This is a genomic window from Fibrobacter sp. HC4 (genome assembly GCF_023373925.1).
Taxonomy (GTDB): Bacteria; Fibrobacterota; Fibrobacteria; order Fibrobacterales; family Fibrobacteraceae; genus Fibrobacter.
This window is the reverse complement of sequence record NZ_JALCZV010000007.1, coordinates 63619-87321: the sequence shown is the minus strand read 5'-3', so window position 1 is coordinate 87321 and position 23703 is coordinate 63619. Positions and strand designations below refer to the sequence as shown.

At 53.0% G+C, this 23703-nt stretch carries 14 protein-coding genes; 5 read left to right on the top strand and 9 right to left on the bottom strand.

Translation table 11 applies throughout. From position 1 onward, the window contains the following. Positions 1-128 precede the first annotated feature (128 nt). Positions 129-1106, bottom strand: a complete 978-nt coding sequence (locus MMG03_RS06360; RefSeq protein ID WP_073160328.1) for an ABC transporter substrate-binding protein — start codon at positions 1104-1106, stop codon at positions 129-131. A gap of 264 nt (positions 1107-1370) precedes the next feature. Between MMG03_RS06360 and MMG03_RS06355 the strand changes: the two genes are divergently transcribed. Then, a complete protein-coding gene (locus MMG03_RS06355; protein WP_158535522.1) occupies positions 1371-2390 on the top strand; it encodes an ROK family protein in 1020 nt (339 codons plus the stop codon). A 10-nt stretch (positions 2391-2400) separates the two neighbouring features. Here MMG03_RS06355 and MMG03_RS06350 read toward each other — a convergent pair whose 3' ends face one another. The 3 genes from MMG03_RS06350 to MMG03_RS06340 all read right to left on the bottom strand — a co-directional run bounded on the left by MMG03_RS06350 (position 2401) and on the right by MMG03_RS06340 (position 5203). After that, the gene (locus MMG03_RS06350) at positions 2401-3420 is read right to left on the bottom strand and encodes an HAD-IIA family hydrolase (protein ID WP_249505900.1); all 1020 of its coding nucleotides are present in this window, start codon (positions 3418-3420) and stop codon (positions 2401-2403) included. A 113-nt stretch (positions 3421-3533) separates the two neighbouring features. Next, positions 3534-4178 (bottom strand): hypothetical protein, encoded by a 645-nt coding sequence (locus tag MMG03_RS06345; protein ID WP_073160322.1) that lies wholly within the window; start codon positions 4176-4178, stop codon positions 3534-3536. Between the two features lie 125 nt (positions 4179-4303). Then, positions 4304-5203, bottom strand: a complete 900-nt coding sequence (locus tag MMG03_RS06340) for an aspartoacylase (RefSeq protein ID WP_249505899.1) — start codon at positions 5201-5203, stop codon at positions 4304-4306. A gap of 167 nt (positions 5204-5370) precedes the next feature. Here MMG03_RS06340 and MMG03_RS06335 point away from each other — a divergent pair, with 167 nt between their 5' ends. After that, positions 5371-6939 (top strand): biotin attachment protein, encoded by a 1569-nt coding sequence (locus MMG03_RS06335; RefSeq protein ID WP_073160320.1) that lies wholly within the window; start codon positions 5371-5373, stop codon positions 6937-6939. A gap of 135 nt (positions 6940-7074) precedes the next feature. On the opposite strand, the gene MMG03_RS06330 is transcribed toward MMG03_RS06335, so the two are convergent. From MMG03_RS06330 to MMG03_RS06320, 3 genes are all read right to left on the bottom strand, one after another. Next, on the bottom strand, positions 7075-7878 hold the full coding sequence (locus MMG03_RS06330; protein WP_073286015.1) for a hypothetical protein: 804 nt from the start codon (positions 7876-7878) through the stop codon (positions 7075-7077). Positions 7879-7968: 90 nt separating this feature from the next. Next, positions 7969-10476, bottom strand: a complete 2508-nt coding sequence (locus MMG03_RS06325) for a hypothetical protein (RefSeq protein WP_073236873.1) — start codon at positions 10474-10476, stop codon at positions 7969-7971. Then, complete coding sequence (locus MMG03_RS06320; RefSeq protein WP_249505898.1) at positions 10476-11744, bottom strand: hypothetical protein; 1269 nt, start codon at positions 11742-11744, stop codon at positions 10476-10478. The genes MMG03_RS06325 and MMG03_RS06320 overlap by 1 nt, the downstream gene beginning before the upstream one ends. A 196-nt stretch (positions 11745-11940) precedes the next feature. Here MMG03_RS06320 and MMG03_RS06315 point away from each other — a divergent pair, with 196 nt between their 5' ends. Next, entirely contained in the window at positions 11941-13857 is a 1917-nt protein-coding gene (locus MMG03_RS06315; protein ID WP_249505897.1) for a snapalysin family zinc-dependent metalloprotease, read from the top strand. A gap of 1 nt (position 13858) precedes the next feature. Here MMG03_RS06315 and MMG03_RS06310 read toward each other — a convergent pair whose 3' ends face one another. Then, positions 13859-14716 (bottom strand): TIGR02147 family protein, encoded by an 858-nt coding sequence (locus tag MMG03_RS06310; RefSeq protein WP_249505896.1) that lies wholly within the window; start codon positions 14714-14716, stop codon positions 13859-13861. A 216-nt stretch (positions 14717-14932) separates the two neighbouring features. On the opposite strand from MMG03_RS06310, the gene MMG03_RS06305 reads away from it, so the two are divergent. Continuing rightward, a complete protein-coding gene (locus tag MMG03_RS06305; RefSeq protein ID WP_249505895.1) occupies positions 14933-17275 on the top strand; it encodes an Ig-like domain-containing protein in 2343 nt (780 codons plus the stop codon). An 81-nt stretch (positions 17276-17356) separates the two neighbouring features. On the opposite strand, the gene MMG03_RS06300 is transcribed toward MMG03_RS06305, so the two are convergent. Continuing rightward, positions 17357-18238: an A24 family peptidase gene (locus tag MMG03_RS06300; RefSeq protein ID WP_073286027.1), complete on the bottom strand. Its 882-nt coding sequence runs from the start codon at positions 18236-18238 to the stop codon at positions 17357-17359. 112 nt (positions 18239-18350) lie between these two features. On the opposite strand from MMG03_RS06300, the gene MMG03_RS06295 reads away from it, so the two are divergent. Next, positions 18351-23702, top strand: a complete 5352-nt coding sequence (locus MMG03_RS06295) for a hypothetical protein (protein ID WP_139259202.1) — start codon at positions 18351-18353, stop codon at positions 23700-23702. Position 23703: the final 1 nt, after the last annotated feature.

The following is a 23703-nucleotide window of genomic DNA, read 5'->3' as shown; positions in this document are numbered from 1 at the left end:
ACAACAATTAAGGTTTTAGGGCGCACTCTTTGAGTGCTTTGAGGTTTTAAGGTCGGCCATCGGCCTTTTAGTTTTTTCCTCTAGGCGGCAACGCCACCGACCTCATACCTCAAGCGAAGCGTACCTGATTACTTCTTCAAGGCGTCTTCGGTGAACTTGGGCATGATGAAGCGGTTTACGTCCACGTTCTTGTCGTACACCTTGTTCTCTACAAAGAACTTGTCGACGATCTTGCTGGAACCAAAGACGGAGTTATAACCTTCGCCCTTCTTGAAGTACTTCACCGATTCGCTCAGGCGCAGGAACTTGGTACCGTTCATGAACTTTGCATACTGGGATTCAGAAATGCCTACGCGAGCGGCAAGAATCTTGACGGCCTCATCCTTGTTTGCGGGGTCATTCAGATAAGCCACCACATCATCCCAGGCTGCAACAACCTTGGCCCATTCAGCCTTGTTCTTCATCAGGGATTCCTGAGACACCACCAGCAAATCGTAAATGATACCCGGTTCGTTAGCACTGGTGTAAAGTTCCTTGGAACCCTTCACCTTTTCAAGTGCGTTCACGGAATGGGGAACCCAGGCCACCACGGCGGAAACTTCGCCGGATTCCAGAGTCTGTACAGCCTGATGGGTGGGCATGTTCACCAGAGTCACATCAGAAGGCTTCAGGCCATTCTTGGTAAGAGCGTTAATCAGGAGTGCATGAGAAAGGCAGCCAATTTCGACACCCACCTTCTTGCCCTTCAGATCCTTGATGGAGTTAATTCCCGGAGCGCCGATAATCTTGTCGTTACCGTTGCTGTAGTCGTTAATCAAGATGGTCACGTTGCGGGCGCCGGTAGCGTTCAGCACCATGGCATCACCGTTGGCGACACCTACGGCATCCACCTTCTTGGCGGCAAAGGCATCCATAGACGGGCCGTAATCAAACCATTCCAGCTTTACATCCACATCGTGCTTCTTGAAGAAGCCCTTCTTTTCGGCAATTTCCCAGGCAGTCCAACCCGGCCAATCGCTATAGGCGATCTTCAGTACCGGCTTTTGTGCGTAAACGGTTGCGGCAAGGGCCATCACACCAGCAATTAAAAACTTGGAAATATTCATAAACACCTCGTGGGTAAATTGTTTTACGCCCCTTTTTACGCAAAGGCCGTGCCAACTTTTCAGAAACCCACGATTTTTACAAATTTTACCGGTTTTACATAACCGTAGCAGCACGGTAGCATTTTGGTAGGTACATCATTTGTAAAACGACTTTATAAAGTCGGCAGTTTATTTTCAATTTCTGTAAAAACAACAAATTTTTATAAACGGCATATTTTTTGCTGCATTCATTGTTAGTTTTACTCACGGAAAAAGAGAATGAACATGGCAAAAGAAATTCGCTCCGCAGCAGAGATCAAGAAGCAGAACGTGGCTAGCATCAAGCGAGTCATTCTAGAGATGGGTTCCGTCACAAAACCCGAGGTGGCCGAAAAGACAGGCCTCAGCGTAGTCACCTGCGGAAGCATCCTCAACGAGATGACCGCAGAAGGCTCCATCGTAGAAGAACGGCTCCGCTCGTCTAGCGGCGGCCGCCGGGCCATGAGCTATCGCATCAGCGAAGGCGTGGGCAACACCCTCTGCCTTTATGCCTTTACCGAAAGCACTGGATCATTCATTCGCTACCAGGTTCGCGACCTGATCGGCAACGTAAAAGACGCCGGCTTCACTCAGGAGCCCGTCATCAACGTCACCACCCTCAGCGAAGCCATCAAGAGAATTTGCAAGCCCGAACAGAATGTCAAAATCGTAGTCCTTGGAATCCAGGGCTGCATCAACAACAACATCCTGGAATATTCAGACCTTACAGAACTCAGCGGACTTAACGTGGCCGCCGAACTGGAAAACGCCACCGGCTTCCCCGTCCGCGTCGAAAACGACATGAACACCATCGCCGTGGGCTACCGCAAGAACTGCGAAAAGAAGCTGGATTCAAAATCCGGCAGGAACGTGGCCATCCTGTTCTTCCCCAAGGGGCAAACTCCCGCAGGAGGATTCATCGTAGACGGAAACATTCTGCGAGGAGCCTCCAACCTGGCAGGGGAACTCTCCTTCTTCCCCTACAACTTCAAAAAGGAAGACCAGCGAGTCGTCTTCAGTTCCATCGAAAAGGCCCAGCCCACCATCAACCGCATGATCCTGGCCACCACCGTGTTCCTGGACCCGGCCGTAGTCGTCATTACCGGCGGTCTCTCTAGAGAAGTGGATTGCGACGCCATGACCAAGTATCTGCAAGACAACCTGAAGCGCCCCCAGATTCCAAGAATTGAGGCCCGCCCCGTCATCGAGAGAGACTACTTTACCGGCCTCCACAGCATCGCCGTGGACTACATAATCGACGGTTAAATTTTACAGGTTACAAATAAAAATCCGGATAGATTCCCAGTTCGAGTTCATCTACCAGCAATTCCGCGGCAGGTTCATTTCGGCCCACAACCAGGGCACTGTCAAAGCCAGCCACGCGGGCCCCAAGAACATCCGTTCCCAGGGTATCGCCAATCATGATCACCCGGGGCTTGCGCCCATTAAAAAGGGACTCGGGCAAAGAAGCGCTAACCTTTTTCCAGATCGCCGGGAAGGGCTTTCCCAAATAGTAAGTGGTACAGCCCTTGCCGCCATTGTCGCCGTTACCGCCATTGCCGCCGTTAGATTCGTCTACGGATTCGCGACGAAGGCGTTCACAAAGGGCCCCAGAGACAGGCTCACGGGAACCGTCAATTTTCGGAGCCCAGGCATCGGAATTCAGCACCAGCAAAATAGCACCGGGACGTCTTAGAATTTCTACAGCGCGGGCATAAGTTTCATCGGTATCCTTCGCCGAAGAAATGGCCACCACGGGTTCTTCGGGGAATTCGTCGGGCGCAACCGCCGTCATGCCACATTCCGCCAAGACGTTCTTACCGGTTTCCCGCCCGATGTAGTAAACCTCACGCAATTTCAGAGGGCCGCAGGCCTGATTTGCATTGGCGGCGGTTCCGGCCCGCAATTCCTTCACCAGGTCCTTCAGCAAACTTCCCGACGAAATCGTCTCCGCTTCAGAAAAGTCAAACCCACGCTTTGCGGCATCCGCCGCCAGCACGCGGTCTACATCGCTGGCCGCATTGGTAATCAGGCGCACCTGCTTGCCCGCAGAACGCAAGGCCGCAAACCAGTCCCGGGCCCCCGGGTAAACAAAGGCACCGCGGTTATACAAGGTCCCATAGCCATCAAAGCAGAATGCGTCATACTTTTCCAGCAGTTCGCCAAAGGATACCGCCTGCGGTTCAGCCGCACCGAGGCCCTGAGCGCCAAGGCCATCGCGGTTTTGGGGCAGACAGCCATCCCGATTCAATATTTCCAGATAGCGCTTGTAAATCTCAGTCTCAAAAATTTCCATTTAAAGCTCAAAAAAAATGCGCCGGTTCTTTCAAAGCCGACGCAGTTCAACAACGAGTTTTCCGCAGCAGTTTGCCGAAGCAATTTGCCCCCAGCAGTTTGCCGCCTAAAAAATTAAGCGTCGCTTCTCAGAATGCCGTAGTCGCGGCCTTCTACGGGAATCACCAGCTGCAGGCGGGAAAGCACGTCGATATGCTTGTCGAATTCCGCCTTGAAATCTTCGCCCAGAACTTCTTCGTCGTCGTGGGCCAAGTTGTAGGCGATGTAGCTGCCATCGGGGAAAATGGAAATGCAGCAATCCCAGGTAATGTCGCCTTCCTGTTCCTCTTCGTCGTCATCGCGGTCCTTGCTTTCAAGCATCAGCATGGGCTGGGGAGCGGGAATGGCGTCGGCATGGCCGTTCTCGAAAATGAAGTAGTTGCGGCTGATCAGCTCATGTTCCAGGGCCATGGTGCTGGGGGTACGTTCGAACTCGTTGCGCAGACGGTGAATATTGCCCAGGTCATCTTCGTAAGGGTCCTGGAAATCTTGGGGCAGCACCACCTGATAGTAGTCAAATTCCTTGCCCTTGGCGGCATAGGTATCGGACCATTCCTTGGGAGGTTCGGGGCGGGTCGTCAAGAAATCTTCAAAAGCATCCAGGATGTCGGACAAGCGGGAACTCCACTGTTCGCCCTTCTGCTTCTGCACCAGTTCCATGAAATTCTTAAGGCGTTCTTCGCCATTCACTTCTTTCAGTTCTTCGTTTTCTTCAGCCATACAATCGTTCTCTTGTTCTAAATAAATTCTAGTTCCTTCGTTCCGCTCAGGATGACGCGGAAGGGGTTCAGGATGACACGGAAGGGGGGGGCAGGATGACATCGCTTTCAAGATGTTCCAAATTTTTACCACTCTTCCACGGTCTTTGTGGTGAGGCTCATGGCGATGTCTTTTTCGTAATAGGCGGGTTCGCTGATAAAGATGGGGTACACCGGGCTTTCACCATGGTACAGTATATCCTTACCGTCAAACGTTCTGAACAGCTTATCCCCATCCTTCAATTCACAATAGTCGTGTCCCATGAGATTGGGGTGGATCATGGCCTGGATCGCTCCGCCGCCCTGGGGCTTGGGGTAGCCGATATCCTTGAACTGGGTGTACACATCCACCTTGATGGGCGGGCGTTTCTGCAGTTCGCCGCGGTTCCATTCTTCGGCCAGTTCCAGGTAGCGCTGGACCAGCTTTTCGGAGCGCTCAAAAATGGCGGCGTCCAGAGTCCCGTGCTGCTGGGGGCCAATCTCTACGCAGATGTCCGCCTTGGCCACCGTACCGAAGTAGGGCGAGGCGCTGCGTTCCTCGGGCTGGTAATAAATCCAGGCGTCAGAAAATTCCTGAGTCAAAACCGCAGAGGCTCTCATGCAGAAGGGATCCCTGTCAGAAAGGATCAGGCACATGCCCATGTTGGATCCGGTGTTGTGGACATCCAGGATCAGGTCGGTTTTGGTATCGGGGCCCTTGGGTCCGTAAATTTCGTTCAGCTCCTTAGACCGGCGGAACTCATACTGCTGGGGAGTCCCATTCATATCCAGGCAGGTCTGGGAGAAGGCGCGGTTCAGGTCGTGGTCCCGATAGCGGCGGTTCAACCTTATGGCTTCGGGATTGGCAAGTACCAGTTCGACCTTTGCACTTTTACATAAATTGTTATAACATTCAGGATTATCCATCCACTTCTGAACCAGACGCACACCAGTACGTTCGTTACCGTGGGTGCCCCCCGAAACAACAATCGTATTTATCAAGCTCATATTTCAAATATAAATATTCTCTACCTAGTCCGTTTTGAGGTTTATGATTGTAAAAAGTATCGTTAGACCTAATTTAGGTTCAACACGGGCCTACCACATTTATTATATTCATCGGCGTATTTTATTGAATTAATACACACGGGGTTATAAGCCCCATAGGAAGACACATGAAAAAGATCAAGTTCCAGGATACCTCCTTCCGTGATGGTTTCCAGTCTATTTTCGGTGCCCGCGTGTTCGCAAAGGACTTCATGCCGGCTGTTGAAGCTGCATGCCACGCAGGTATCACCCACTTTGAAGCAGGTGGCGGCGCCCGTTTCCAGGCCCTCTACCAGAACTGCGGCGAAGACGCATTCGACATGATGGACGAATTCCGCCGCGTCGTTGGCCCCAAGGCTCGTCTGCAGACCCTGGCCCGCGGTATTAACGTTGTGGCTCTGGCACCCCAGCCCCGCGACATGATCAAGCTCCATGCCGACATGTTCAAGAAGCACGGCATGACCCGTATCCGTAACTTCGACGCCCTGAACGACGTGAACAACCTGATCTACTCCGGTAAGTGCATTACCGAAGCCGGTCTGGAACACGAAGTCGTGGTTACCATGATGGAACTTCCTCCGGGATGCGAAGGCGCACACGATGCCGCTTTCTACGAACGCATCCTCAAGAACATCCTGGACGCAGGCGTTCCGTTTGCTTCCGTTTGCTTCAAGGACGCTTCCGGTACCGCCAACCCCACCAAGGTTTACGAAACCTTCAAGCGCGCTCGTAAGCTCCTGGGCGACGATGTCGAACTCCGCATCCACAGCCATGATACCTGCGGTACTGGTGTTGCTCAGTACAAGGCAGCTATCGAAGGTGGCGCAGACGGCGTTGACCTGGCTCGCAAGCCCCTTTCCGGTGGTACTTCCCAGCCCGACCTGTTCTCCATGTTCCACGCTCTCAAGGGCACCGACTACAAGCTGGCTCTCGGCGAAGACGGTATCGTTGACGATCACATCAAGGAACTCATGGACGCAAACAACGTCGCCGTTGAATGCCTCAAGGACTACAACTTCCCGCCCGAAGCTCGCCAGATCTCTCCGGACGTGATCTTCTCCCCCATGCCGGGTGGCGCACTTACCGCCAACACCCTCATGATGCGCGAAACCAAGACCTTCCACCTGTACGACAAGGTGATCAAGAACATGAGCGAATGCGTGGCTCGCGGTGGCTTTGCTTCTTCCGTGACCCCGGTTTCTCAGTTCTACTTCCAGCAGGCCTACATGAACACCATCAACGAAAACGCTGGTCGTGATCGTTGGTTCAAGATGACTGAAGGCTACGGCAAGATGCTCCTTGGCTACCAGGGTAAGACTCCTTGCGAACCGGATCCGGAACTGGTGAAGATCGCTGCAGATCAGTTCGGCATGAAGCCGTTCGCTGAAGCTCATCCGGGCGTTCAGTGCGCAGAAGAAATCCTCGAACCGGGTATTCCGGCTGCAAAGAAGCAGCTCGAAGAAAACGGTCTGCCCGTTACCGACGAAAACATCTTCATCGTTGGCTGTCTCCAGACTAAGGCTGGCAACAAGGGTATCGAATTCCTCAAGGGTAACCGTCACATCGGCGTTCCCAAGAAGGACCCCAACGCTGCCCCGGCTGTGGACACCAAGAACATGAAGGCTGGTCAGGCTTCCACTTACCGTATCGCCCTCGGCAACCAGAGCTGGGACGTTCAGGTAAGCACCCTCAAGTAGTCGTAAGGCGAAAGCCGCAGACTGCAGCTCGCCAAGCCGACGCAAGTTGGCTACGGCAGTTCTAACAAGAAGCCCCGCGATTCAACTCGCGGGGTTTCTTGTTTTTTATTCTTGTTTTTGTTCTTGTTAATTATTCTAGAACGTGAAGGTTTTACCCGCATACAGGGTAAGGCCCAGCAGGTCTTCGTAGGCGGCGCCGCCAAAGAATCCAGTGGGGTGGCTGTAGGTCAGCTTAACGCTACCAAGCCAGTCTTCCGGGTCGCCCTTGAAATAGGTATCCACTTCGGCCACCACGTTGCCGTACTGCCCCTGCTTGCCCAGGTGGGCGCCAAGCCAGACCGCAGAGACAACTCCAAAGCCCACATTCCGATCGACGTCATCCATGATCTTTTTCTCACTGAGCTTATCGCGGAGATCGTCGTAGTCAGAGCTACCCTGGTAGAACTGCATTCCGGCACCAAGCCCCATGATCATCAAGGAACCGGGGTTAAAGTCAGCACCTACAAGAACTCGTTCCTGAACATTCCAGAAGCTGTAGTCCTTCTGGCCTTCCTTAGTAGAGAGCCACTGCCTGTACTTTTCGTTTTCGCCGTGATTCTTGCAATCACTCTCCGTGCAGGACATGGAAAGGGAACCGCCAAAGGCCCCTGCCGCGGCATTCACAAACAGCGGAGACAAAGAACCGCCAAAGCGATAAGTCAGGCCCAGGTCGCCACCACCAGACATCACCTTATCCAAGTTGCGGTCTTCTGAATTACGGTTCCAGAAACCGCTAGCAGACAAAGTCACCTTCTGGGAGTCGTCATTTCCATCGACTCGATGATCCAGGGGGACTGGCATCAGGGAAGCCCCCATAGAGCGAGCCTTGGGAAGAAGGCAGCCGGTCAAGTTCAACGACAGTGCAGCCATGGTAACCATGGCGATGGTACTCTTATTCATTTTTATCTCCTTTTTACATCCCTACGCAATCAAAATCTTGCCTGTAAAAAAGCATATAAATTTTACATAATTTTATATGCAACACACAAGTTATTCTAACAAAATATCCTGGATAACGCAAGATTCCGAAGTTTTCATACCTAAAATGGACAATCGGCTTGCAGACAATCCAAAATTAGGCGTAACGCGGGTATCCACAATCAAATCCAGGGGAATCAGGGCCGCACTTGTACCCGCCGGGGCAAAGTCCCTAAGGCGACGAGCGCCCCCTCGATAGGAATCGAAATACACGGCCGTTTCACTACAAGTACCCTGCTTAAAGGACACCCGCAAGTTTGAAAATCCCCTCAAGGACTTTGCACTGTCAAAGATGATATGGACTCCCCTTTCCGCAGCATCGAAATCAATCTGCAAAGCCTTTTGACCTTGAGCCGTCGGCATATAGCGCACCCGGGTAGAAGACAGCCACGGTGTCACCTTGTAAGACGAGTTGGGGTAAATTATGTTGGACTTGATCTGATCCGGTTCAGGCATTTCTACACCGGTCACCACAAGCCTTGGATTCGACAACGCCACACGGCCTCCATCGGAATTCAGCACAAGGCGAATCCACCTGTAGGTGCTGGGGGCATTCCTGCTAAAGGGCATTTTCCAGCGCAAGGTATGTTTCTTGCCATCGACAGGGACCTTCACTTCGGTCAGCTGAAGCTGGTTGGAATTGTTCTTGCCCTTATGCAGAAGGAGTTCTGCACGCATCCAGTCATTCTTTGCGTTCTCCACCTTTACATCAACTTCAAAGGAACTCCCTTCCGGAATGTTTTCGCCGTAGTCAAACCAGGCCACACGATGCCAGCCTGCAGCCAAGTCAAACTTGACGGTACCGCTCTTTTCGGTGGCAGAAGTCTTGTAGTCATACCTGGCATAAGGGAATTTCTTCGTCTGGGTAAGGCCGGCATTCTTCACGATTGCAGGGATATTGGCATTATCCATGCAGCTGGCCTTCGGAGTAAAATGTTCCGCCAGATAGGCATTACGATATTCCTTGCGGGCCGTATCATAATCCGCCTTGGCCAATTCACACAGAACCCTCCAAATGTCCGTCTGAATACCCCGGAGAACCGTCGTATCCAACTCGCCCTTACTTACAGGAAGTTCAATATGATGGGGTCCCTTTGAATCCTTATAGCGGGGATGTGTCGGATCGACGCCGTAAAAGGCTGTCGCGGTGCTATGACTACCCGGCTTTTCAAAATTCAATCCGCTAGACGACTGGCTAAAGGCACACCCCTGGTTCATGGCCATCTTGCCATTACACTTTAAATCCATGGCACTAGCCGTAGGAATGAAAGTACTCTGGGTCTGATATAGGGTATCAGCATCCCACCCTGTGCTCAAGGAGAAATGAGCCCCAAGGATTTTCATCTTCATACCGCTGGGCATGGCATTCAGCATTCCCTTTCTCAGGTTATTATACATCACCTTAGAAAAAGGGTAAGTACTCCCCTGTACGAAATCATATTTGGAATAGCGGACTTCATCTCTTTTGAAATCTTCGCTAATCTTACGATAAATTCGATTGTAGGAAAGACTCGAAGAATCGCTCCCCGGCGCATACAGGTAACTTTCGGCACGGCCCATTACGGTACCCGCCTTCTTAGCCCTGCGATTCAACTTGAAGTAAGTCTTGGAGTGGGAAATTTCCTTACCCTTCAGCAGCCCCTGGGCCACAAGAACAGAAGGGAAGCCCTTGTATTCCGCAGCCTTGCGGTAATCCCCGAAAAGGAATCGGTTCGAAGAGAAATCCTCCTTTACCACCGTAGGCGTAAAAAAGAGGTGCTGACTTCGCTTCTCTAGCCTGGCCAACAGCAAGTCCTGGGCACCATCCCCCTGAATTAAATCCCTGAAGGCTTCAGCTTCACTGCTTCCGCCCCTTTCGGCCCAGAAGTCAATCGTGTAAAGCAGGCTTTTAGGAATCACGGCCCCTTGATGGGGCGAATCCAGCGAGGCAAACAGGCGCACAGGAGCATCAGACGAAGAGCGGGCAGAATCATACTTGTAGGCACCATAGCGGCCGATAATTCCCCCTTGGCTAATGCCCATAACTACAAAGCCGTCGACAGAACGGTTGGCAAAGCCGAACAACTTGTTCCTGTTCATGAATTTCATGAGGTCCGTAAAATGTTCGGCATTTTTCTGCAGGGACTGCAGAACCGTTTCCGAGAACTGCACCAGCACAGGGGTATATCCCAGATCAGAAAGTAGGCTAGAAAGCCCCATCTGACTGGCATCATCCTGAAAACTGGAGAGGGTCCTTTGGTTACCGGGGTCCAGATTGATTCCGTCGATAATCAGGAAGGGGCGAACCAGATTAAAGCCCAGCTTCTGCCCCGAATTCTGTTCGGCATTGATCACACGGATGCGAACATCGTGCCTAGAGGAACTACTGCAGCTTTTTCCGTCGGCATCCACAGGCGCCATGCCATAGGAATCCTTTACGCAAGTACGGCTGCCGTCTTTATAGAAGAACAGGTCCTTTACCGAGGCAAAAGAAGAGGCCGCGGCAAACAGAAGTGTCGCCATCAACAAGAAGAAACGCATTATTTCACCTCCACTGCAATATTCTGAGTAACCGTCATATCACCATCTGCAAGGCGGACACTCACGCTGTTTTTACCGGCAGAATCGAATTCTACGCGGACCTTTGATTTCAGGGGAACATTCACCCATCTTTTGCCATCGTGGATTTCTAGAGTCGGAATAGAACTGCGGTTAGTGGCAATAAAATAGGGGTCATAGTAAATTTCAAGTACAGACCCAGAAACCTCTGACGAAGGCAACCCTGCCAGCAGCGCCCTGCCCGACTCAAAATCAGAAACTTCGCAGGAAGTATCGGCACAGACGCGGTAGGCATAGTCCACATTACCGACGAGGACAGGCATGACGCGATTATCATACCCCGCCGTAAATTCCGCCGCCTCGTAGAACAGCGCCTTCGGATTCGCCATGGCGCTATCCCGCAAACGGTTCCGTTCAATCAGATACATACTGTTAAACCAACCTCGGCGAGATTCCTCGGGAGTAAGTTCCGCAGATTCCATAAAGTTCTGGATTTGCAGATGTTCCTGTTCAGCCAATACAAAGTCGGCGTTGGTGGAGTCGGCGATCTTTACGCGGGATACAGAATCGTAGGCGGCAGAAGTTTCTGTAGCCGCAACGCTCCTGAACCGGGTTTCGCGACGGGGACTTGCAGGAACCACATCGCTAAAGGAATAGGCCACCACCAATTCCCGGGATTCATCGTCGGAGTCGCCATCGACCATACCATCAACACCCACGGCACAGCTAAAGGCGATGTTATCCAGAAAGAGAGTCTCATAGCTGTTGGCGGGAACGTCATAAAGTCCAACGCCAATCCTCTGGACAAGTCCACCGGCAGAACCCACAATCGAGGCGACGGGAATTTCCAGGTGGTCCGGCACACCGGCAGACACATTCACATAATGTACCGCGCTAACGCCGAAATCACCCTCCAGCCAGACGCCCACCTTCCCCGACCGGGAAGCCGACAGGTCCAAAGACAGGTTGCCTCCAGGAACGTTTACCGGCATGCGATCCAGGACCATGGTTCCGCTCCAGTCGCCCGCAGAAGCCTTCGCTCCAGAAATACGGATATACGGCGGGACCAAAGTTCCCATGTTTCCCCAGTTAGCATTCCACTCCGGAGATTCCGGAAATGTATTTCCGGCCTCCATCACACCAGATTCGCCACCCTTGTACAAGATGACCTCGTTACAAACCTGCGCAAAGCTCGAAAGAGACAATACGGTCCCAATCAAGGCTGCGCACCTTGATACCCTATTTTTCATGATTTCTCCAAAAGAGAAGTTTTTATCTAGTAGATATAAAGGGTCAGTAAATGAGGCCCAAAAAAAGTCACCCGGAGTGAACTTGTGTGCAAAGTTAAACAAACAAGATGGAATTGTAAAGAGGATGAGATTGTATTCACAGAAAAAGCAACCGGCTCTCCCCAAAAAAATTTATCTTTCTCTGCAGGAGTTTAACATGAAGAGTGCTTTCGGGTTAATTTTATTCAGCGGCATCGTTTCTGCACTTTGGGCTCGCCCTGCAGCCCCTAACGTCTACAACACTGTAGACAACGGAGATTCCAAGCTCACCCTTGTCAACCATGGTGACGAGCATTATCATTATGCCACCACCCAGGATGGCTACCTGGTGCTCCCCGACCAATCCGGGACTTACGTTTACGCCGACACCAACGGCAAACCGTCTAACGTTATCGCCCACGACAAGGATTTGAGGCTGCCCTCCGAAAATGAATTTCTGGAACAGTTAGACGAATCCCAGAAGCAGAATATCCTAAAAAAGCATGAGGCCATTTACGGGGGCCGATTTCCCGACGAAAGTGAACAGCCCGGCGCATTGATACTAAGGAGCTCTTCTAGCCCCCAGCCCCTAAACCGCCCTACCCCGCAAAAGTGGGTCTCGGGGGAACGTTACATCCCAACCCTCCTGGTCGGAACCACAGACATTCCCCACGCCGACTCCGCCGCCGTCTATGACCTGCTCAACAAGGAAGGCTACAACAAGAACGGCAACATCGGCAGCCTCCGCGATTACTACCTCCATTCATCCAACGGTAAGCTGGACATTCATTTTGACATCTACCCCCTACCGCTAAACGTGGCACAGACCAGTTTCGGCAGCGGCAGTAATTTCAACGAAGGGAATTACACCAAGGCAGGTATTGACGCTTTGGTCAAGCACCCGAACTTCAAGGCCAACGCAAACAAGTACTGCGCCGAAGGCACCACCGTCGACGGGTTCCTCTTCCTGTTCCCCGGCGAAGAACAAAACGCCCTTAAGCAAAGCGACTACTTCTGGGGGCACAAATACCAGATGATCTACAACGGCGCCGCCAGCCAGTGGAGCAAGGGTTATACCGCCGGCGGATATACATTCGACGCCTACCTGTTCATCGCCCAGTACCGCGACAATTCCAACAATTCGAAATTGAACGCCATGGGAATTTTCGCCCACGAGTTTAGCCATGTTCTGGGTCTCCCCGACATGTACTCCGGCTCCGGAACGAGCTTTGTATCGGGCCCCACTCCCTACGATGTCATGACCCAGGGCATGTACAACGGCAACTGGGAAACGCCGCCCTCGTTCTCCGCCTTCGAACGCGAAGCCATGGGTTGGATGACCATCAAGGAAATGTCTCCCAATTCCTCGTACGTCATGAGGGACATTTCAAAGATGGAAGCCTTTTCTGTCAGCAACCCAAACCAGAACGACGAATATTACATTGTTGAATACCGCCCCGCCGTAAAGTACGACGCCTACATCCAAAACAACGGCGTATATGTGTGGTACATCGATTACGATGCATACGCTTTCGAAAACGCAGCGGTCAACAGCAACAAGAGCCACCAGCGTGTGGCCATGAACAAGGTCGTTCAAAAGGGCGGTTACTATGCCGACTTCACCTTCGTCAACAAGAGCGGCAGGGCAGGCATTCCGGGCGTATACAACTTCGTTCTAGAAGGAGACACCCTGGCCTGCTTTACCACCAACTCCGCCATGCCTCTTTCCAAGTGCCCCACGCCGGAGCCCCTTTCCAGCAGCAGCGGGATTTCTTCTAGCAGTGAGAATCCTTCTGACAGTGAAGTTTCTTCTAGCAGTCAGCAGGCCGAGCCTACTTCATCTACAACAGGATTCGCTCCCACCGTCGCCTCTGGGCTTAAGCTCCACGTAGAAGGTTCTACCCTGCACATCAATACAGCAAGCGCCTCCCCGAAGGAAGTTGCCATTTTCGATATGCTGGGGAACAAGATTCTTGCGGAACGTTTCGCAGGAATGGATTATAGTTTGAACCTTGGAAATCTGGATCACAAGGTCTATATGGTCAGGGTTACCGAAAACGGAAAGTCCCTCACACAAAAGACATTCGCCTTTTAAGCTAGCTTTCTGATTTTCCGCCCACCTGGAACAACGCAAATTCCATCTGGAACACCTTATCACTGCCCTCATCCTCTTCGGCGATGAGGGCAATTTCTTTACGGAAGGCATTGATACGTTCTACGATGCGGTCGTAGCCTTCCTTGCTGATGCCCAGGGTCAGGCCAGAAATGTGGCGCTTGCCCGGCGGGTCACGGTCGATGGATTCCGCCCCCATCTTGAGGCAATTCTGATGGTAACCGCGAAGGGCCAGCTTTGACGTACGATCCCCTGTGGTAATGGCGCTTTCTGTAAGCACGTACTTGCCGTTCTCATCCTTCTTTATGAGTTGGCATTCTTCCAGCAGCTTTACGGATTGCTTCGCCTCGTCGGCGGTAATTTTTGGATTCACCTGTTTTGCCAGGGCGGCATAATCCCCGTCGAATCCGAACATGCCGATCAGGCTACGGATAAACAGATGACGGGGGTGGGAATAGATCATATACTGGGCATGCCCCAGCATGTGCTGCTTTTCGGCAAAGCGGACCACCTTCATGGCGGCCTGCATCTTTTCGAAAGCCACATTGCGGTCGTCAGTGGTTTCGGCCTGGTTGAATTCCACCAGGGCCACGAAAAATTCCGTCTCGTGCTTGCCCAACCGCAGCCCAGACGCCACCTTGGGAATGCTTTGCTGGCTCAGGTTCTTTTCGCCGTTCATGACGCGGCTAATAAAGTCCTTGGCCTTGAAACCGATCCTGTCAGAAAATACACGCAGGGAGAAGGCCGGGTTTGCAGCCTTCTTCTGACTGTAATAGTCCCTCAAAAATTCCCGGTAATCCAGGTATTCGAAGACTTTTTTCTGTTTTTGCGGTTCAACCATGCCCAAAATGTAAGAAAAAGGGGGCAAATGGGGGTATCGGCCAGCGCATTGCCGTTGTCCAGAAACAACGCTAAATGAGGTTCAGTCATAAAACAAGTAGGAATATTCCCGCTTTTTGGGTAGATTTATCAATGGTTCAGAGCCGACGAGGTTGGGATGCCCGTTGTCTAGGAACCAGGGATATTTGGGATTTCATAAAAAGAAAGGTTTAACTTTATGAAAAAAGGTGTTTTGGGTAAAATTATCGCAGGCATGGTTATGGCTGGTACGTGTGGTGTATCGCTGGCCGCCACGCCTGCAAATGAAGTGGTGACGCTTCCTGCAGACAAAAACTATGGAGGTGGAGACAAGGTGGGCTCTCAGCTCATCGCCGCCACCTACAACGCAGGAAAGGGTCCGGGAGTGTGGATTGTGGCAGATGGCGGCTACCGCCTTTACCACAATGGCGCCCTGCTGGCCGAAGACAATCAGGCCGGTCGCGTCCGCTTCATTCCTATGACTTTGCTCCCCGGCGAGAACGCATTCTCCGTGGTGGGTATCAACGGCGCGGGAGCCCCCGGCGTATTGGTCCAGATTGACGATCTTGACCGTTCCTATTACAGCGGCAGCGACTGGAAATCCAAGCCGTCTGTAGGAAACGCCTCCTGGAAGGAAAAGGGCCGCGACTTGAGCATGTGGGGCGGAGCTACAGCCCTGAGCTATTCCAACACAAAGATGCCTAGCGGCGGCGACCTGAAGGGCTTTGCCGCAAATACCCAGTCCAAGTGGATCTGGACCAGCAGCGAAAGCGATTCCGTCGCAGTCCTCCTGTTTACCCTGAATGTAAGGGCAGAAGGTTTCGGTGCCTCTACAACAGGCGGCGACGCAGGCAAAATCGTTATCGCAAAGGATTCCGCAGAAGTCCGCAAGTACCTGCAGTCTTCTGACGCCTTGACTATTCTCGTTCCCGAAGGAACCTACGATTTCCGCCAGTTCCGCAATGCGGTAACCGAAGCCAAGGCCAAGGGACGCACCTGGTGCAAGACTACCTGCTCCGAAAAGAATGCGGTCACCGGAAAGACCAATACTTTCTACCGCATCACCTTCAAGGCCAATAGCTGCAGCGACCTGACCGAAGCCGGCGTGCAGATTGTCCAGGAAAGCGAAAATCTGATGGCATGGTCCAACTGGATTACCACCAAGGCCAACAAGAGCCTGGTGGGCATGGGCCGCGGCGCCAATCTGCGTGGAGCCTCTATTGCAGTCCGCAGTAACGAAGGCAGCGGCAACCACATTTATCGCAACCTGGCCATCTACGACGTGAACCCCCACCTGATCGAAGGTGGCGACGGCCTCGAAACGGTAGGAACCTCTTCGAAGCATGTGGACAAGTTCTGGGCCGACCATATTAGCTACAAGTGGATTAGCGACGGTTTCGACATGGAATTCGTAGACAACGCTACCATCAGCTACCTGGATTTTGACGGCGCCAACGATTTCAACTGCTGGGGAACCGACCCTTACATGGCACTGGTAGAAGACGCCCAGCTGACTTACGCCAACTCCTATTGGCATAATACCTACGGCCGCGTTCCCAAGGTAACGGGCGAAAACGACGGTTCCAAGGTTCACCTTTACAACCAGCTGGTAGACGGCAACCGCTTCTTCATTGCAGGCGCCAGCGGCCACAGTGCCACAGCCAAGGCCTATGTCCACTACGAAAATAGCTACATCAAGAACGGCAAGGGCTACCTGGCAGAATGGGGCGACAACGGCTATGTCTACTTTAGCGGCATCACCTATAGCAACACCACCCAGCAGCACCGCTACAATGGTACTGTAACCATGGGTGCCCCTCAGGCAGAAACTTTCAACCCCAGCTACAGCTGGGAAAAGCGAGACGTAAACAGCCTTCCCACCGACCTGCCCTCTCTCTCAGGCGTGGGAGGCCGCTACGGATCCATGCCCGCCTACGACCAGGCCTTTGGCGTAAGCAACAAGGCAGCCACCGTCGCCATGACGGCACCCGCCGCCAACAAGGCCTTTGATGCAGGCTCCAGCGTAACACTTTCCGCCTCCGCAAGCGATGCCGACGGTTCCGTAAAGAGCGTAAGCTTCTACATCGGAACAGAGCTGGTGGGAACCGCAACTTCTGCCCCCTATAGCGTCACCGTAAACGACCTGGCTGCAGGAACCTACTCCGCCGTGGCCGTAGCTACCGACAATTCCGGATTGACCCAGATGTCTGAATTCGTGACTTTCGAAGTGGCTGCAGAAGAAATCGAAGACCCGGCCAGCAGTTCCTCTGAAGAAATCGCGTCTAGCGGTTCCGAAGAAGAAATTGAATCCAGCAATTCTTCCGAAGAAATTGAATCCAGCGATTCCGAAGAATCTGCCATCCGAACCATCGCAGATGCGGCTACCGAGGCCGAAGCCAGCTACTACCGCGTTTTCGATATGCAGGGCCGCCCCCTCTACACCGGCAACACCAAGCCGAACAAGATGGTCGCCACCCGCGCCATCGTCGTAGAGTACAGCAAGTCCGGTACCGCCATCAGACGCTACATCCAGACGAAATAAGAAATTCCTCCTCCAATACCAACCAACAAAAAAAACTGGCCCCCACCCGGGAGCCAGTTTTTCTATTAAAAGTTAGACGTTCTATTCTCCGACTACAAACCTTATATAAAGTTCAAGGAAGGTTTCGCCCCAAAGGTACACGATAGGGGCCGCCAGGGCCAGAAACGGACCAAAGGGAATCTGGCCAGAAACATCTTCGGAATCATCCACCACGGCCTTTTCTGCAATCTTGCGCTGGATACGGGCGTAGGGGATCATCACCAGCAGGCCCACCACGGCGGCAACCACCAGGATCATGGCCGCAGACTGCCAACCCATGAGGGCTCCGTAGCCGGCCAAAAGCTTCACGTCGCCAAAGCCCATGGCTTCTTTCTTGAAGACCTTGCTTGCCACAAGTCCAAGCAAATAGAGGCCGCCACCGGCGGCAACCGCGCCGACCAGGCTCTGCAGCGGGGTAATGCCCCCGGGAATAAGCGAAATCAGGAGGCCAGCCACAATGCCGCCAACGCTCATGGAATCGGGAATTAATTTATACTTAAAATCCACCGCACAGACGGGGTAAGCTCCCAGCAGGAGCCAGAACATGGCCAGGGCATCGGCCCACACGCTGGGCTGCATCACGGGCGATACAAAAAGTTCCGGCACAACGGCACCGTAATTGACCGCCACGGCAGCGAACAGGGCCAGTGCCCCCAGCAAACCGCAGAGGGCTTCGCCAATGGGATATATAATATTGAGGGGCTTATGGCAGCAGGCGGTCTTGCCACGCAGAATGAACCAGCCGATTACAGGCAGGTTCAGGTAGATGGGGATCTGCTTCTTGCACAGCGGGCAGTGGGAGGGCGGGTTTATCAGCGAAATCCCGCGGGGCATGCGGTACACGATAACGTTATAGAAGCTACCGACACAGGCGCCAAAAACAAAAAAAACAGCCAACCAATACCAAAGGGGTATTAATTCCATAAATCTTACTCCATCGGTGCAAATTCCACACCCAAATGCTTTCAAAAAAGATACATTTTATAAAAGTTTACAATACAAGGTTTAACCCCAAAAGGTGCAACATAGGTAAGTCATGCGTAAGTCACGATATTTAACATTGCTCTTTGGTATTTTAGCCATAGCAGGCCTTTCGGACTGCTCTAGGGAACCCTCCGTCAAGGAAGACGTGAGCCTCCAGAATAACCATTCCCGAATTTTCGCCCAGCGCGAGTCCTTCGAAGACGCCAAGGCATTCGCCGACTCCATGGCCAACACTAACTTCAACACCTCGGACTCCCTGGCAGACACATTGACGGTTACCGTAAACGATACGGTCTACCTGATGGGCATCCTGCCCCGTAACGTCGACAAGATCTACCGATTCCAGTGGAACCTGACCAAGGCCGACGGCAAGGACACCGTTATCCTGGGCAACAACGCAACGCCCATGGCCTGGGCCTACTCCAAGCCCGGCGTGTACTACCCGCTGTTCATCGCCTTCGACGGTAACAACTCCACCGACACCGCCGGTACCGACACCAAGCGCACCTATATCAACGTCATCGACACCAAGCCTGTCCTGAACGTTCCCAAGGATACCTTGTGGACCAGCAACAAGGGCAACATCGTCTTCCCCATTACCGTTAGCGATTCCTTCGGCACCATCAAGAAGATCATGGTGGACCTGGACGCCAGCGGCAAGGAAGACCCCAAGGAATGGAAGTACGAGACCCGCAAGAATAACGACTCCCTGTACCTGACCATCAAGAACGATCCCAAGAAGATCGACTCCAAGGGCAACCAGAAGATTTACGTTATCGCCATCGACGACGATAACAACGAGACCAAGGATAGCGTAAACCTCCACTTCAACAGGATCCCCAAGCTGGAAATCCTGTACCCCAAGGATGGTGAACGCCACGACATTACCAAGCCCTTCTACTTCTATTACGAAGGTACCGACGAAGACAATCCCAAGGACCTGAAGTACTTCATCTACGCCCAGAACGGCAAGAACGGACTTCCCCCTGTTAAGGCTTTCGACTCCGAAGACCTGATTGCCGAAAACTACATGTCCACCAAGTGCGACTTCTGGGACCAGGAAAAGGAACGCAACTCCATTACGCTCATCAACAATCCTGCCAAGGAACTGAAAGGACGTATCTACTGGGATATGTACGTCACCGACGGCTACGACATCGTCCACATCGAAAGCATTTCTACAGGCGAAGGCACCAGCCGCCCCTGGAACTTCTATATCGGCGACATTTCCTCTAACCAGGGTTCCATCTCCGGTCAGGTACACTACCAGGGCAGAACCTCCCACGAAGGAATCAACCTGGAACTGAACAACGGCATCAACACCTTTGTCGGCGTTACCGACACCAAGGGTAACTACACAGTCAACGTCGATCCGGGCAACTACACCATTTTGGCAAAGTCCGGCATCGGCGAATACACCAGCGACTCCCTGACCAAGATCTATGTGGAATCCGGCGCCATGGTCACCGTAGATTCCATGTCCCTCAAGGATACGGTCGCCCCGATCATCCTGGTAAAGAACTACGACACCCTGACCGTCCGCAACTTAAGGCAGACCGTCTATGTTCGCGACCTGGGATCTCGAGTCAAGAGCGTTTCTGCAACCCACAACAAGCAGGAACAGACCCTTACCTGCAACAACACAGACCAGGGCGCAATCTACAACTGCGAATTCAACTTGGCCAACATGGAAGACGGCCTCCACAGCTTTGAATTCACCGCTATCGACAATGCCGGCAACAAGCGAGTCATCAAGCCCAGCTTCGTGGTCGACGCAACGACCTTGACCCTGGATGTGGATGGCGCACAGAAGCAGCTCATTAGCGAAGGCAAGGAACTGACCTTCAACGCAAAGATTACCGGAGCCTACCCCGCCCCCAAGTCCGTCAGCTGGACCTACATCATCGGTAAGGACACCGTCACCAAGACTTCTGCAGTCAACGACGACGGTGAGGCCAAGTTCGTTCTGAAATACAGCGATATTACCAAGGCCGAAGAAGGCGTCGACTACATCATGACCGTCCGCTACACAGAGAACAACGTAAATCTCAGCGCCCAGGTCAAGTTCGGCGTCCGTGGCGAAAACCCGGCCATCATCTTTACCGAGCCTGGCTTTACCACCTCGGTGACCATGCACGACACCATAGACTTCAAGGTGACCGCCTTCCCCGGCAACGGAAGTTCCGACCTGACCGTTTCCTGGAACTGCGGCGACAGCAAGAATCTCGATACCAAGTACCCCTGCCCCACAGCGTCTACCTTCACCGACGGACAGGAAAGTTACAACACCCAGGGCACCCTGGCCTTTAACAAGACCGGCTCCTACAACGTGGTCGTAACCGTCAAGGATGTCAAGAACAGAAGCGTCTCCGACACCGTCAAGGTGATCGTCATCGCAGATCCTCCTTCTGTCAAGGCCACCTACAGCGGCAGCGACAAGCTCAAGATCAACTCCTCTGTAAATGTGACCGTAGACGCAAGCGACAAGTACGGCTACGTCAAGCAGATTGAATGGGGTTGCAGTAACGGAACAATCATCTTCGACAACAAGAAGGAATTCGACAACACTCCCAAGAGCGTCAGCGATGTCAAGATTACCTTGAACATGCCGGGCTCCGAAACAGACAAGTTCCGTTGCAAGTTCAAGGTTACCGATGATGATGATGAAGTCGGATACGACTCTCTGACCTTCAAGGTCCTGCTGGATCCGCCCACCGTCAAGCTCAGCACACGTCAGGCCACGGTCAAGATCAATTCCGTGCAGACGATCAACGCCATCGCAAACGACGAACTGGGTTACATCGCCGAATACTCCTACGCCTGTAGCGACAACCTCAAGACCGTGACATCCAACGACTGGGAAATCATGTCCAGCAACAAGGCCGAAGTGAAGATGCCCAACCGCGAAGGAAAGTACTACTGCGTCGTCCAGGTCAAGGATGACGACGGCCTTACCGCCCGCGATACGGCAACCTACACCGTGCTTCTGGACCCGCCCACCGTGAAGGCCGTTCTAGCTAGCGGCTACGACATGGTGACCATCAACGACAAGCTCCCCCTGAACGCCATCGCCCGCGACGAACTGGGCACCATCGTAAAGATCGAATGGGGTTGCGGCGTCCTTTCCAAGGATAACGACATCGGCCTGAACATCGTCGCCGGCAGCAACGGCAGCGCCGAAGCCACCATGCCTTCCACCAAGCAAGACAAGTACTCCTGCATCGTGCAGGTCACCGACGATGACGGAAACACCGCACGCGATACCATTCATACCAAGGTCATTACCGCACCGCCCACCATTACCGTCAAGAGCAAGGAAATCATCGTTCGCGAAGGCTTCAACATGGCCCTTAGCGCCGTGGCAACCGACGATAACGAAGGCGTCGCATCTGACCCGGGCGAAATTTCCAAGCGTGAATGGAGTTGCGGAACTCCCAGCGAAATCGACCGCAACTGGAAGACTGTTAGCGCCTACGACACCGTATGGAAGGCTCCCGCACCTCAGGTTTCCTACTACTGCGTCGCAAGGGCAACCGACAACGACGGCAACACCGCCACCGACACAGTCAAGATCCAGTTTACCACAGAACAGCCCCTGATCCAGGTCCAGGATGAAAAGATCTACATCAACGTAGGTGACGCATTCACCCTCTCTGCCACCGTGAACGACGTCTGGCAGGGCATCGACTGGTTCTCATGGGAATGTAAGGTCATCGAAACCGGCAAGAGTCTAGAAAAGGGCGGAAAGGCCACCCTGTACGACTACAACGCCAACGGCAAGAAGATGACCATCTCCAAGGATTCCAGCTACTCCGAACAGGGCAAGGACATGTACTGTATCGTTAAGGCCCAGGAAACCAGTACCCAGGCAACCTTCAGCGATACCACCGTGGTTCACATCCTGAAGCAGCATCCCATGGGTGTCATTACCGCTCCCGATACCGCATACCTGTGGAGTGGCGACGCCAACGTGGATGACGACGCCATGTACTTCTTCGATCCTTCCTGGGGCGGACAGAATTCCAAGCAGGGTGAACTGGGCGACAAGGACAATTACGTCTTCTACTGGCGCTTTAGCGGTTCCGACAACGGCTACTACCTGGGTAACCCCGACGGCACCCTGGACACCAACATTTCCCAGTTCAACTCCGCCTTCAAGCGCAGAACCGCCGTGGGCTCCATGACTATCTATCTGGACTTCCGCGACAGTTCCACGACCACACCGTCCCTTTCCTTCTACAGCCGTCACCGCGCTGAAGAAGCCAAGCACACCATCTACTTCGAAAAGGCATGGCAGACCCAGGGCAAGGATACCGTCCTCAACAACAACGCCTCCCTGATTGTCGCCCCCGCCTTCGTTATCGTAGACGATGTACCTATCGAAGTATACCCGACCAGTGGAAAATCCGTCAAGGCCTCCGTCCTCAGCGGTAACAGCTGGACCAGCGGCGGCACCATCACCCTGACCGACTCCATCGTCGATATCAAGGTGACTACCGACGGTACCAGCCTGTATGTGGGCCTCCTGGATGAAAAGGGAACCTTCTTCATCTACTCCAGCGACAAGACGGCAAAGAACTTCACTTCTCTGGGAAATATCGCCAGCACCACCAGCCCCCAGTTGCTGTACAACGCCTCCAAGCAACAGCCGGTCGTTCTGTACATCAACTCCAGCAAGCTGAACAAGCTGGCCTACTACAGCAGCAGCAAGTGGAGCACAAAGGATATCGCCAGAAAGACCCAGAACAACCAGAATGTCACGTTCCGCGAAATCAACGGCGTATTCGTGAACGGCAGCCTGGTCGTTACCGCAGTCGACAACACTTCGGACTACACCCTCTACAGTGCCATCTACGATGCGTCCTACAACGAAAAGCAGGGAACCTCTTCCGTTGCCAAGAACGTCAGCAAGATGTCGCTGTCTGCCAGCGGTTCCACCTTCTACATGGCATTCGCCAACAGAGACTACAACAACTACGGTCCCTACGTGTACAAGGGAACCCTGAACACCAATAGCATCAGCTGGAACAAGTCCGACGTCTTCGGCAAGCCGATTTTCGAAGGCTTCATCGCCTACCATCTGAGCGTAGTTACCCGAAACAACGACGTCTACCTGGCCATGGACGACCATAAGGCCGACTACTCCCAGGTCCACGTATTCAAGCTGAAGACCGTCAACGGCAAGCAGGTATGGCACTTCTACGGCGAAAACCAGCTTCCGTACTTCAATGCGGTCTTCCAGAAGAAAAACAATTACTACCTTCGTGGTTCAAGCCCGCTGCTGGCATTTGACGGTGCAGGAAAGCTGTTCCTGTCGATGCTGGCCCGCGAAAATGGATCTAGCAAACCTAACAAATACAACGGCCCGCTCGTCATGAAGTATGTGGCCGAAAATTGGGAGTAAA